The organism is uncultured Brachyspira sp., from assembly GCF_910578695.1.
In the GTDB taxonomy this organism is placed as follows: Bacteria; Spirochaetota; Brachyspiria; order Brachyspirales; family Brachyspiraceae; genus Brachyspira.
Genome location: NZ_CAJTQJ010000021.1, coordinates 23,702 through 37,610 on the forward strand (window position 1 = coordinate 23,702; position 13,909 = coordinate 37,610).

The 13,909-nt window shown below is 27.2% G+C and carries 11 protein-coding genes and 1 pseudogene; 3 read left to right on the top strand and 9 right to left on the bottom strand.

Going from position 1 to position 13,909, the window contains the following annotated elements:
• Positions 1-109: 109 nt before the first annotated feature.
• The 8 genes from eda to QZ288_RS07210 all read right to left on the bottom strand — a co-directional run bounded on the left by eda (position 110) and on the right by QZ288_RS07210 (position 9,618).
• Positions 110-736, bottom strand: a complete 627-nt coding sequence (eda, locus tag QZ288_RS07175; RefSeq protein WP_295156998.1) for a bifunctional 4-hydroxy-2-oxoglutarate aldolase/2-dehydro-3-deoxy-phosphogluconate aldolase — start codon at positions 734-736, stop codon at positions 110-112.
• Positions 737-775: 39 nt separating this feature from the next.
• The gene (gene uxaC / locus QZ288_RS07180) at positions 776-2,182 is read right to left on the bottom strand and encodes a glucuronate isomerase (RefSeq protein ID WP_295157000.1); all 1,407 of its coding nucleotides are present in this window, start codon (positions 2,180-2,182) and stop codon (positions 776-778) included.
• A gap of 153 nt (positions 2,183-2,335) precedes the next feature.
• Entirely contained in the window at positions 2,336-3,400 is a 1,065-nt protein-coding gene (gene uxuA, locus QZ288_RS07185; protein WP_295157002.1) for a mannonate dehydratase, read from the bottom strand.
• A gap of 13 nt (positions 3,401-3,413) precedes the next feature.
• Positions 3,414-5,036 carry a mannitol dehydrogenase family protein gene (locus QZ288_RS07190; RefSeq protein ID WP_295157004.1) on the bottom strand — a complete coding sequence of 541 codons (1,623 nt, stop codon included), beginning with the start codon at positions 5,034-5,036 and terminating at the stop codon, positions 3,414-3,416.
• A 177-nt stretch (positions 5,037-5,213) separates the two neighbouring features.
• On the bottom strand, positions 5,214-5,348 hold the full coding sequence (locus tag QZ288_RS07195; RefSeq protein WP_295157007.1) for a hypothetical protein: 135 nt from the start codon (positions 5,346-5,348) through the stop codon (positions 5,214-5,216).
• Between the two features lie 21 nt (positions 5,349-5,369).
• On the bottom strand, positions 5,370-6,653 hold the full coding sequence (locus QZ288_RS07200) for an MFS transporter (protein WP_295157009.1): 1,284 nt from the start codon (positions 6,651-6,653) through the stop codon (positions 5,370-5,372).
• Positions 6,654-6,892: 239 nt separating this feature from the next.
• Positions 6,893-8,698 carry a beta-glucuronidase gene (gene uidA / locus QZ288_RS07205; protein ID WP_295157012.1) on the bottom strand — a complete coding sequence of 602 codons (1,806 nt, stop codon included), beginning with the start codon at positions 8,696-8,698 and terminating at the stop codon, positions 6,893-6,895.
• A gap of 32 nt (positions 8,699-8,730) precedes the next feature.
• On the bottom strand, positions 8,731-9,618 hold the full coding sequence (locus tag QZ288_RS07210; protein ID WP_295157015.1) for a hypothetical protein: 888 nt from the start codon (positions 9,616-9,618) through the stop codon (positions 8,731-8,733).
• Between the two features lie 408 nt (positions 9,619-10,026).
• Here QZ288_RS07210 and QZ288_RS07215 point away from each other — a divergent pair, with 408 nt between their 5' ends.
• Complete coding sequence (locus QZ288_RS07215) at positions 10,027-10,734, top strand: GntR family transcriptional regulator (protein WP_295157018.1); 708 nt, start codon at positions 10,027-10,029, stop codon at positions 10,732-10,734.
• Between the two features lie 9 nt (positions 10,735-10,743).
• On the opposite strand, the pseudogene QZ288_RS07220 reads toward QZ288_RS07215, so the two are convergent.
• Positions 10,744-11,766 (bottom strand): annotated as a pseudogene (locus QZ288_RS07220) (sugar kinase).
• 270 nt (positions 11,767-12,036) lie between these two features.
• Between QZ288_RS07220 and QZ288_RS07225 the strand changes: the two are divergent.
• Together QZ288_RS07225 and QZ288_RS07230 are read left to right on the top strand one after the other, a co-directional pair.
• Positions 12,037-13,065, top strand: a complete 1,029-nt coding sequence (locus QZ288_RS07225) for an aldose epimerase family protein (RefSeq protein ID WP_295157021.1) — start codon at positions 12,037-12,039, stop codon at positions 13,063-13,065.
• Between the two features lie 25 nt (positions 13,066-13,090).
• Positions 13,091-13,735, top strand: coding sequence for a class I SAM-dependent methyltransferase (locus QZ288_RS07230; RefSeq protein ID WP_295157024.1), 645 nt, complete (start codon positions 13,091-13,093; stop codon positions 13,733-13,735).
• The last annotated feature ends 174 nt before the right edge of the window (positions 13,736-13,909 follow it).

A 13,909-nucleotide genomic window follows, 5' to 3' on the forward strand; every position in this document is an offset into this window, starting at 1 on the left:
TATATTTATAATATATAAATTATATAAAAATAATAAGCGAATGCAAATTTATTTAAAATTAAAATATAAATTATATAAGTATATAAAGTATAAATATATATTATTAATTTTACAATTCTTTTATTAAATTATGAGCCTCTTGAAATCTTCTTTTTATTTCTTTCCAATTTTTTTCTTCCATTAGATTTCTAGGGCATAGCCAAGAACCTCCGCATGCAAATACATTTTTATTTTGCAAATATTCTTTTACATTATCAATATTTATACCCCCCAAAGGCATAAATTTTACGCCTGTATGCTGATAAACGGAAGCTATATTTTTTATCCAATTAATTCCCCCATAAAGTCCCGCATGAAAAAATTTTATATATTTATGCTCATAAGCTAAACATTGTTCAATTTCAGAGGGCGTTGCAGCACCGGGTATATAATGATAATTTTTATTTTTAGCATATTCAAGCATTATAGGCTGAACACCGGGGCTTATTATTATATTTATGCCTAAATCTAATATTCTATCAACCTGCTTTGTATTTAAAACTGTAGCAGCCGCACTTGGAAGCGAAGGATAATCTTTAGCTAGTATTTCTAAAGCCTTGTATCCGTATTCTGTTCTAAGAGTTAATTCTATAGAAGGAAGAAACTCCAAGCAAAGTTCTGCTATATTTCTTATTTCTTCTTCATTTTCTGCAACTACTACAGGTATTATTTTATTTTGTATATATTTCTCCAGCATAAAAAACTCCGTAAAATATCGAATTATAATTTATCATACTTAATTATTAAAGTAAATATTAGAATTATTAAAGCATATATTTTCTATAATATTTCCCAAATATTTTATATCATTTGGAGCTTCTCCGTTTTCAGCTAATTGTCCTATATAATTGCATAATATTCTTCTAAAATATTCATGTCTCGAATATGATAGAAAGCTTCTAGAATCGGTGAGCATTCCTATGAATAATCCTAATGAACTGCTGTTTGCAAGAATTTTCATTTGTTCTTCTATTGCGTCTTTATTGTCCAAAAACCACCAAGCAGAACCAAGCTGCATTTTTCCTTTTATGCCGCCTTCTTGAAAACAGCCCATAAGTGTTGATATAGGATAATAATCTTTACTATTAAGACTATAAAAAATAATTTTAGGAAGTCCGCTTTCATTATTGGCAGTTTTTAGTAATAATGATAATTTTTCTATAATATTAGAATCTCCTGCAGAGTCATAGCCTGTATCAGCACCTAACTTTTTGAACATTACTTCATTATTATTTCTCATAGCGGAAATATGTATCTGCATAACTAAATTTGATTCTTTATATTTTTTTATTAATTTTAAAATAATATAAGTTTTATATTTCTCTATATCTTCAAAAGTTAATACTTGTTTATTCATAGCTTTTTTAAAAATACTGTCAATATTTTTTTCATCATCTAAATTGAAAGGTATTTTATATAATGATAAGTCGCTTGACATACAGTTTAGATTTTTAAAATAATCTATTTTTTTATATAAAGCCTCTATTAATGAGCTTATATTTTCTATATTTATAGATACTGCATTTTGCAGCTTTTTTATATAGCCGCTGAAATCAGGCATCTCTATATTCAGAGCCTTATCAATTCTGAAAGTAGGCACTATCTTTGTATCTATTTTTCCTATTTCAGCTTTGCCTTCATTTATTAATTTATGATATTCTAAATTGTCTATAGGGTCATCTGTAGTGCCTATAGTATGAACTTTAAATTTTTTAAAAATATCTTTAACTGTCATATATTTTAATTTTTCATTTGCCTTTTGCCATATTATATCAGCATTATCTTCGTTTATTATTTCATAAATATCGAAATATCTTTGAAGCTCCAAATGACTCCAATGATAAAGCGGATTTCCTATTAGATTAGGTACGGTTTTTATCCAAGCTGTAAACTTATCATAATCAGATGCATTGCCTGTTATGAATTTTTCATCTATGCCGTTAGCACGCATCATTCTCCATTTATAATGATCTCCGTAAAGCCAAATTTCTGTTATATTTTTGAATTTTTTATTTTCAGCAATTTCTTTCGGATTTAGATGACAATGATAATCAAATATAGGACATTTATCAGCATAATTATGAAAAAGTATTTTTGATGTTTCATTATATAATAAGAAATCTTTATCCATAAAATTTTTCATTATACTACCTCTTTTTTATAAAGTGCTAAATATATGCAATGCTATAATTATAAAAGCATTGTTTTTAATTATTTACTTATTCTTTTATTTTTTTCTTATATTATACATATATTATATATACATCTTTATACACATTACTTTATACACATTTTTCTATATGCATTTTTTTATTGCTTCCCATAATCCTTGTAAGTAAACAGCTCCTAATGCTCTGTCATAAAGTCCGTATCCCGGCATAGATACTTCGTCCCATATAGCCCTGCCATGATCTGGTCTGAAAGGACCTTCAAAGCCTATATCATAAAATGCTTTCATAATAGCGAACATATCCATAGAGCCGTCGCTTGATAAATGTGCTGCTTCTTGGAATTTACCGGGTGCAGTATGTTCTAAATTTCTTACATGTGCAAAGAAAATTTTTCCTTTTAAACTTCTTATTGTATCAGGTATATCATTTTTCGGATTAGAACCTAAAGAGCCTGTACATAATGTTATGCCATTGCAGGGGCTATTAATACTATTAACCATTCTTAAAATATTTTCTTTATTTACTATTATTCTTGGAAGTCCGAATACAGGCCATGCAGGATCATCAGGATGTATAGCCATTTTTATATTATATTTTTCACATACAGGCATTACAGCAGTTAGAAAATATTTTAAATTTTCAAATAATTTTTCATCATCAATATCCTTATACATTTCAAAAAGTTCTTTTAATCTGCTTAGTCTTTCAGGCTCCCATCCCGGAAGTATAAAACCGTTTGAATTAGAATCTATTTTCTCAAACATTTTCTGGGGATCTATCTTATCTATTTCTTCCTGATCATAAGATAAAACAGAAGCTCCGTCAGGGCGAACCTTTGCTAAATCACTTCTTGTCCAATCAAATATAGGCATAAAATTATAGCATACTAAATTAATTCCAGCATTTCCCAAAACTTCCAAAGTTTTTATATAATTTTCTATATATCTATCTCTGCTTGGAAGTCCTATTTTTATATCATCATGTATATTTACGCTTTCTATACCGTATATTTTTAATCCTGATTCTTCAACTTCCTCTTTTAGTTTTTTTATATCATCTTTTTTCCAAACATCTCCTACTTTACTGTCATATAATGTTGTTATTACTCCTTTTACTCCCGGAATTTGTCTTATTTGTTTTAAAGTTACAGAATCAAAATTCTTGCCGAACCATCTTAAAGTCATTATCATAATAAAAATTCTCCTAATTTATATATTTTTTCAAGCATTCTTTTACAGCATTTTCATTAGATATCATTTCAGAAAAGTACCCCTCTATTTTCTCACCTAAATTTATTTTTTTATCATATAAATTAACAGCAAATAAACTATCATTAGATAATATAGGCTTTAAATTATTTCCTATTGTTTTTGTATCTTTAAACTTTATATTTTTTATATAGATTTGTAATTCTTCAAGCATAGAATCAGGACTTATATTCATTTTATTTCCATTATCATCTATACCCATTAAATACCTAAGCCAAGCTGCTATTGTCAGAGGTATGCCTATCAAAGAAGAAGCATCAAGATTATTTTTGACATAAGATTTTAAAGTTTCTCCGTATCTTACAGCTATTTTTTGAGAAGTATCGGCTGCTATTCTTTTGGGAGAGTCTGGTATATATGGATTTGCTAAACGCTCATCAATTACTTCTTTTATAAAATCTTTAGGGTTCAAAATTTTAGGATCTATAACTACTTTCATACCTTCATCATATCCTATTTTTTCAACTAGCTTTTTTAATAAAGGATTTCTCATCTCTTCATAAATAAAATTATAATTAAGTAAGCATCCGAATATAGCCAAAGATGTATGCAAAGGATTTAGGCATGCAGTAACTTTCATTTTTTCAGCTGTTTGAACAGTAATTCTGTCGGTGATATACACATCAGCTTTTTCAAATTTTGCTCTTCCATTAGGAAATAAATCTTCAATAACTAAATATTCAGGAACTTCAGCATTTACAAAAAGAGCGGTATTATTATGTCCTACTTTAAATACTGACATTTCTTCAAGTCCTGCTTCCTCCAATTTTTTTGATAAATAATCAGAAGGTCTTGGAGTTATTTTATCAATCATACTTAAAGGAAAAGAAGTTTTTTTATCATCTTGAAGATATTTTATAAATCCGTCATCAGCAAAACCTCTTTTATTCCACTCTTTTGCTATATCAATAACAGATGATTTTAATTTATCTCCATTATTGGAGCAGTTATCCATACTAAGCATAGCTATAGGATAGGCTCCGTTTTTGTATCTTTCTAAAAGCATAGCAGTAATAATACTCATAATATTTTTTGATTTTTTAGGCTCATTACTAATATCTTCTTTGACTGTGCTTATATAATTGCCGTTTAAATCTTTTATAGAATATCCTTTTTCTGTAATAGTAAAGCTTACTATCTGAAGAGAATTTGATATGAATATTTTTTTTAATGCCTCATAATAATTTATAAAATCAGCGTGGAGTATATCAGTTATGCTTCCTATAACTTTTTTATCTATATCTCCGTTATTTTTTATAGATGCCAAAATGGTAAGATTATCAAAAGGCTTATAAACTTTATCAATCATTTCATAATCATCTTTTCCAGCAGAATGTGTATCAACAGCTATTATTCCTGTATTGATAATATCATCATTCAAAAGGGTATCGGCTATTCTAGCAATAAAGCCTCTGAATATATTTCCTGCTCCAAAATGAAGCCAAGCAGGATTTTTATTTGTATTTTCTCTGACTTTATTTATATTATATTTTGGAATTTCTATATCAGCATTTTTCCAAAAACTTTTATTATTTAAATTGTTAATATTCAATTTCATAATATATCCTATTAATATACTAGTATTTTAATAAAATAATTTAAATAGTCAAGCAAAATATTACTTAATTTATTGCTGCTGATAAAAATTGTTTGCTCATAATATTTTTTATTCTCGCTTACAATTTTTATATTACTATTAATTAAAATTTTTTATTGCTTATAATTATAAGCTTTATTATATATTTTTGGCTTTTATTTCAGCTATAGCTCCTTGTATTTCCTCCATTTTCTCTTTAGTAAGCGGATAGAGTCTCATAGCTATAATATTTAGTATCCAGCCAATCATAGGGGCAAAAAATACGCAGAACATAGTTACCCAAAAAATGCCTGCTTAATAAGGAGTATTAGGGGTAGGCTGAGAGTTTTTAAACCCAATCATTGCTATTAATAATCCTACTATAGTGGTGGCAAAAGATGATATTATTTTATCAACGCAGCTGAATAATGTACCCATTAAACCGGGCATATATTTGCCAGATCTATAAGTTTCAAAATCTGCACAGTCAGCAGTCATAGGTATAACTATATTTGTAGATATTCCTGCAAATCCCTGCATTAATATCCATAATACAATAAATGCTATAGTAAAGAAATTAGGGTTTTTAAAGCTCATAGAGGCAGGCTCTCCAAATATAAATAGCAAAGATAAAAGTGCAGCAAAAATTATGCAGCCTATAGTACCGAATAAAAGGGCTTTTCTCTGTCCTAAACGGCTTGCAATAAATTTCATACCTAAAATTATTATAATGATGCTTGGTATGCTGTATATTGCAGATACTTCTCCGCTAAGTGCATAATTACCGCATATTATACCATAAAGCATAACTAAAACTATAGAATTAGATTGTATGGTAATAAAAAGTTTGCTTGCGGATGCTGCAATTACAAGCATCTGTATAGCTCTGTTTTTTCTTATAACAGTATAGTAATCTTTAAAAGTTATTAACTGAGGCTTTCCAAGTCCGAAATATTCTGTCCTGTCTTTAGACCATAATCCTATTATTGCAAGTATAGATAATAAAGCAGATACAGATATAGTAAAAACTAAGAAAGTATTAAAAAATTCTGCATTAAATCCGCCGTATTTTTTCATCAAAACATTAGAAACTATAATCTGCATACCTGCAAATAATACAACACCATAGCTTCCGTCAAATATAGTGAAATAAGGTCTTTGTTTCGGATCATTAGTAAGACAAGTTTGTGCAGATTTTGTAACAACGCATTGTAAAGTATATCCTATAATATATACAGCATAAACTAATATAAAAAATAATAGCCTCATATTTTGAGGTGCTTTATATACAAATTTATACATTATTATACAAGATATAATCATAACAATATTACCAGCTGCTATAAAAGGTCTGTTTTTCCCAAATCTTCCATTTGTTTTATCCAAAAAATAGCCTACAAAAGGATCTGTTACAGCATCCCAAATACGCATAACAGTAAGCAGTGTAGATACTAAAACTACGCCTAATCCTAACATTCCCGTTGCATAATATGATATAAAAAACATAAAGAACATATACAAATTTGTTGCTGTATTATTAAATGCAAAGAATGCTATTTGCCATATTTTGGCTTTATGATAAGTATTTATATTAGTCATATCTATACTCCTATTATTTTTTTAATGATAATCAGTCAGAAAAATATATTAATTTTATTATTGTTTATTATTGCTAATAAAAATTGTTTTATTGTTGCTAGCTATAAACTAGCTGATAACAAACTTTGCTGTTTATCAGCTGTTAGTTTATAGTTTTTAATAATCCCTGCTGTTTTTACAAATGTTAGGGACTTACAATTTTTATAATTGTATTTTTAGTATTTTAAATACTATATTTATTATTTTTTGTAATCTAACGGCAGTTTAGTCCATCTGTTTCTTATGAAATATGCAGCTAATTTAGGCTGACGATTTCTAGTGAATATTCCTTTTTTATTTCCGTCTGCTCTAAATATTCCTTCTGTCGTTTGGAAGTCAGCAAAGTTCCATAACTGTTCGCCTACTATAAAATCATAGCTGTCAAAAACTTTAAAATTCATTTCATAATATTCTAACTGATACTCTTCGCTCCACATTACAGAAGGAAGTTTATGAATGCCCGCATAAGTATCAGCCCCATATTCTGTGAACATAACAGGTTTATTCATACCAGAATATAAATTCATTTCTTCTCTGAATTTTTCTTCTGACATATCTATTTCATATCCGCCTAATAAATACCAGCCGTAATATCTATTTAAAGTAATTACATCGCATAAGTGCATGCATTTACATCTTCCGGGAGAGGATTCTCCAATAGCAGCAAAAGTTTTTGGCAGATTTTGTTTATCTTGTTTTTTGGCAAAATTAAATATATCTTCAAAATATGGTAAAGCCTCATCTTTAGAAGTATCAGGCTCATTAAATAAACTCCACATAACAACACAAGGGTGATTTTTGTCTCTTTTTATAAGTTCTTCAACTGCATTTTTATGTACTATTTTTGTTTTTGTATGTACTTCATCTAAAGAAAAATAATCAGCCTTTGATGAACTAGGATTTAATATAGAGCCTACATCAAACATACCCACAGCAGCAACTTCATCTATAACTACAATCCCTTCTCTGTCTGCAGCCTGCATTATTTCTTCGCTGTAAGGATAATGAGATGTCCTAAATGAATTAGCTCCAATCCACTTTATTAATTCAAAATCTCTTTTTATTACAGGCGGATTATATCCTCTTCCTGATATTTCGCTATCCTCATGTTTTCCAAATCCTGTAAAATAAAAAGGCTTTCCATTAATTAAAAATTGTTTTCCTTCTACTTTAACAGTTCTTATTCCAAAGTCTAAATAATATTCATCTATAAGCTCATCGCCGTTTTTTATATATGCTATAAATTTATATAAATAAGCCGCTTTCGGATTCCATAACTTAGCATCTTTAATAACTATTTTTCCGATATTTCCTTCGCTGTTTGCAATTAATTTTTCTTCTTCATCATATATTTGTATATATACTTTATTTTTGCCTGTAGTATGAACTTCATAGTTTACAATTCCGTCACTTCCATTTATATCTGATAATATATCTATATCATATATATATTCTTTATTTGTAACAGTAATTTTTATAGGTCTATTCAAACCAGCATAATTAAAAAAATCAAAAGAAGGTTTAATGTATTTTTTACCCGAAGGCTTAGTTTCTGTATGCCCGCAAGGTATTGTTGTATTTGCAAGTTCATTATTAACAAGCACAACTAATTTATTTTTTTCTCTGAATATGCCTGCTTCATTTACAGGAACATTGAAAGGCATAAATCCGCCTATATGACTTAATACTTCTTTACCATTAATATATACAGCAGCTTGATGTGTGGCACATCCGAATCTTATATTAACATCTTTATCTTTCCATTCTAAAGGAAGATAAAATGAAGTTTCATACCATATATCTCCAGCATATTCTCTTATATTTTTATCAGTGAAAAGATCATTAAAACTAGATGGCACAGGTATAAATGTGGTATCTTTAAGCCCATTAGCATATCCATTATTTCTGCCCTCATTATTTTCATCTATTTTAAATTCCCACATACCTGATAAGTCAATAACTCTTCTTGTTCTGCTTTCTCTAGGATATAACATAGAATTAATCATAAAAAATTTCCTCCAAATTTATTTATTGCAAATTAATTAAAAAATAATTTTGTCAAATCAATACCTACTTTAAGTTCAAATCCCCATCCGTTTTTATTAAATTCAGAATGTCCTATTGACAAAGCAGACATATCTTGTTTGAAAATACCGCCGTAGAATATTCTAGGTTCAAAGAAGAAACTCCATTCTTCTAAGAAAAATTGGAAGCGTGGATTGAATCTTATCCAATACCAATCATTGAATGAAGTTTGTGCACCTGATAATATTTTGAATTGTATTTCAGGTCTTAAAGCAAAATAATCATTGAAACGCATTTGATATGCTATTCTAAACTCAGTACCGTCATACCAGCCTTGAGTTAATTTTTTTGTTTTATCATCATATTGATTTCCTCTTAAATATATATTCTGCTGAGCCATAAATGTTATAGAATGAGATTTGAATGCAGCAGCATCAGGAAGTTTTTTATTCAAATACATTACAAATACTAAATCTCCTGATGAAGTGAGTCCTAAACTAAAAGTATTTAAAAAATACATATTTCCTGTTAATTCAACCATAGAAAAAGGATTTGAATTATTTTTTCCTTGTCTGCTTCCTTCTTTCCATTCAGGCTCATATATACTTGGATTATCAAATTGTGCCTGTAATATGAATCCAAAACCTAACCATGGAACATTTTTTAATGTCTGCATATAAGTTAATTTAGTGTCAAAATTTTCCATCATTCTTTTTGCTTTAGGATTTTGTCCCAAACTTGTTAAATCTCCTGAAGAATATTCAATATAAAAACTTAGCATTTTCATTGATCCCGGATATACATTAAAAAATTGAAATGCTGGGTTTTGTGCATTAGACTGAGCAAATAAAATGCTTGAAAATAATGCCGAACTTATGATACTAATAATTAATTTTTTCATACATAGCTCCTTTTTTCTAACATACTAGTATGTTAGAAAAAATAAAATCTATTGTCAATAAAAAATTATATTTTTTTAAGAAAAACTGAAAATTTATATTTTTTAAATGTATCAGGCTCAATATAAAAATTATGAGATTCTTATATTTTAATTTCTTAAGATGTAAAGTGAATAATTTTTTTTATTATTAGTGATATTAAATAATTTTAAAACTATTTATAGATTTTAATAATAATAAAATTTTTAATTATTGCTTATTTTCAATTTTTCAATTGCTTGAAGTTTATTTATAAATAGTTTAATATATTATTTATAAAATAAACAATAAAAACTGCATACTATTTTAAATAATAGCAGTTTGCAATTTTATTAGTAATTAGAGATAATTTAAGGATATGTTTTTATATTATGCCTAAAGTAAAGAATAATAATGCTGATAATTTAATAATATTAGACAGAGAAGTAAATGAACCTATAGGGAATTATGCTGTAAGATGCTTGGAATATAATATTATAAATATGACATTGCCTCCGGGTACTTTTATTAGTGAAAAGATAGTAAGCGAGGTATTATCTATAAGCAGAACTCCTATAAGAGAGGCTTTTTCCAGACTTGAGAAGGTTCATTTAATTGAAATATATCCTCAAAAAGGTACTAGAGTGTCTTTGATAGATTCTGATATAGTTGAAGAGACTAGTTTTATGAGAATGGTTCTTGAAAAAGAGATAGTAAAAATAGTTTGCAGAAATTATTCACAAAAAGATTTGAAATTTATAAGTAAAAATATAGAAAGATATGAAAAAAACATAAATACTGATAAATTTTATGAACTTCTTAAATTAGATAATGAATTTCATCAAATATTATTTTCAATAGCAAATAAAGAATTGACTTTTAATCTAATCAAAGATTCTATAAAACATTTTAACAGAGCTAGAATATTTAATATAATAGAAATGGATAGAACAAGAACATTGACGGAACATAAAAATATACTGACGCTTATAAATCAAAAAAATATCAAAAAACTTACTTCTCTTATGGAGCTTCATTTAACTCATGTCAAAGATGATATGAATTTTCTAAAAAATAAATTCCCAGAGTATTTTAAATAATTAATAGTCTTATCTTTTTACATCGAAATTATCCTCCGTATTCATAAGCGATATTACTTCATCTTTGGTTGTTAAATTCCAATCCCCTGATATGCTGTGCTTTATGCAAAATGAAGCTGCTGCAAATTCTAATATATCCTGATAATTATCAAAAAAATGTATTCCAGACAGTATGCCTGCAGCAAAAGAATCTCCTGTTCCTATTCTGTCAATAATATTTTTTATATAATATTTTTTTGACTTGTATAATTTTTTATTATGATATAATAAAGCTGATATATTATTATGGTTTGAGTTTATAGTTTCTCTTTTAGATGTTGCTACAGTTTCTAATGAATATTTATCAATAAGCTCATCCATAATTTTTATATAATCTTTATCAGATATATTTGAATCTGTATCAATATCGCTTTTTACACCTAATATTTTTACAGCATCATACTCATTTGCAAATACTATATCAGAATATTTTACAATTTCAGGCATTATCTATTCTATGTTTTTTCCGTATTGCCATAATTTTTTTCTATGATTTATATCGCATGAAACTTTGACATTTCTTTTTTTAGCTTCTTTTACAGCATATAGTATAAGGTTTGCTGCAGTTTGACTTATAGCAGGCGTTATTCCGCTTATATGAAAATATGAAGCATCTTTAAAAACTTTATCCCAATCAAAATCTTCTATTAAAGCCTCAGAAATAGAAGAATATTCTCTATCATAAATAATATTTGAGCTTCTATAATTATTTCCTTTATCTGCGAAATATATTCCAATTCTTTTTCCTTTCCACGATATTGCTGAAGTATCTACTCTATGGCTTAAAAGTAGTTCTTCTGCTTTTTTTCCTACTGCATTATTAGGAATAGCGGTTACATATCTGCTTTTCAAACCAAAAATAGAAGCACAAACGCAAACATTAGCTTCAGCACCTCCGAAAGATGCATTAAGTTTTGATGATTGAAATAGTCTTTCATTATCTGCTGATGAGAGCCTTAGCATTATCTCTCCAAACCCTACTATGTATGACATTTTATACCTTTATAGTTTGATATACTAGCATACTAATATAATAGTACACTAAATATAAATTGTCAAATAAATATTAAAAAAAATTATTGATTTGGGAGTTATTTTTTAATAAAAAAGAGCTGGAATTTTATTATTCAATAATAAAAAATTATATTTATAATATTCTTTATGTAAATTTATAGAAATTTATTAATATGTTTTGTATTATTGAAATAATGTTTTATAATGATATAATATAATTTTTTACTATATAGATATGGAGTTTTTTATATGCAGATTAAAAATTTCGGAGGCGGATATTTATTATATGAGTTAAAAAACAAAAATGGAATGATGTTGAAGCTTACAGATATTGGGGCATCTATAACAGGTGTATTTTTTAAAGATAAAAATGATAATGAAGTACAGGTATCATTTGGAAGCGATGATTATTCATTTTATTTGAATCCTCATGATTATATAGGGGCATCTGTTGGAAGAATAGCTAATAGAACTATAAATGCAGAATTTATGCTTGACGGTAAAACTTATCAATTAACTAAAAATGATAATTTGAAGCATCATCTTCATGGAGGCACTGAGGGCATATCTTTTAAAAAATTTGATTCTAAATTATTAAACAATAATTCTATATCATTTACATATTTTTCAAATGAAGGAGAAGAAGGATATCCTGCCAATATAAATATAGAAATAGTATATACTTTAACAGATGATAATGAAATATTAATAAATTATTTTGCAGATACTGATATTCCTACTCCTTTAAATTTTACTAATCATGCATATTGGAATCTTAACGGAGAAGGTACTATATATGAACATAATTTATTTATAGATTCTTTATTTTATTTGCCTATAACAGATGAATGCGTATCAACAGGCGAGATTTTAAAAACAGAAAATACTCCTTTTGATTTTACCAAAATAAAAAAGATAGGCGCTGATATAGAAAAATCAGGAGGCTATGATAATTGTTTTATTTTCAATGAAAAAAATATATTATCATATACTGATGAAAGAGAAAATAATTTAAATAAATTGAGAGCTTTATGTTATAGTGAAAATACAGGAATAGTTTTAGAGCTTTATACTACAAAACCAGCTATGCATTTTTATTCTGGAAATATGCTTAATAATAGAAAGGTAAGAAATACAGTTTTGAATAAGCATAATGCATTTTGTTTTGAGACAGAGTTTTTGCCTTGTGCTGTAAACTTTCCGCATTTTCCAAGCATAATATTTGATTCTGCTAAAAGCTATAATCATAAGACAATATATAAATTAGCATTAAAATAATTTAAATATATTTTGGAAGTTTTATATGAATAATAATAAAAAATCAATTATAATAGAACATTATATGGAAAGGGTAAAGGATTTTAATATACCTGAATATAAAGTTTTGGATTGGGAATCAGAAGAGGCACAGACTTCAAGGTTTAAAACTTTATTAGATAATTTTGATATAAGAAAATCTATTCTTCTTGATGTAGGCTGCGGACTTGGGCATTTAGCTGAATATATTGATAAGCATAATATTGACACTTACTATATTGGCATAGATATAATGCCTGAGATGATTGAAAGGGCTAAGAAAAAAACTTTTAAAAATATTAATCCTCAGTTTATGACTATGGACTTTTTTAAAAACTCTGATATAGAAGATGATTTTGATTATATATATTCTTCTGGTATATTCAATCTTAATCTAGGAAATAATGAGGAGTTTTTGAAAAATGCTGTGAGAGATTTTTTAATTGCTGCTAGAAAAGGCGTATGCTTCAATCTGCTTGATATTTCCTGTAAAGATAAATATGGGGATAAATATTATTATTATAAAAAAGATGAAGTATTTAATATTGCCCAAAAAATAGTAAAAGACTTGGATTTAAAATGCAAAATCAAAATATCTGATGAGTATTTGAGTAATGATTTTTCTGTGTTTATAGATTGCTTGAATTGTTAATCAATATATATTTAAAAAATATTATTTAAGCAATGAAAAATAAAGCTTATTATATAAGTTTTACTAACAGTCCTTAAAGTAAATATTTTTTCTGCTGTCTATTGATATATTTTTACATCATTAGAAATAAAAATTAATCCCTCAAGATTGTAATTGTTTTGTATGAGCTATTAC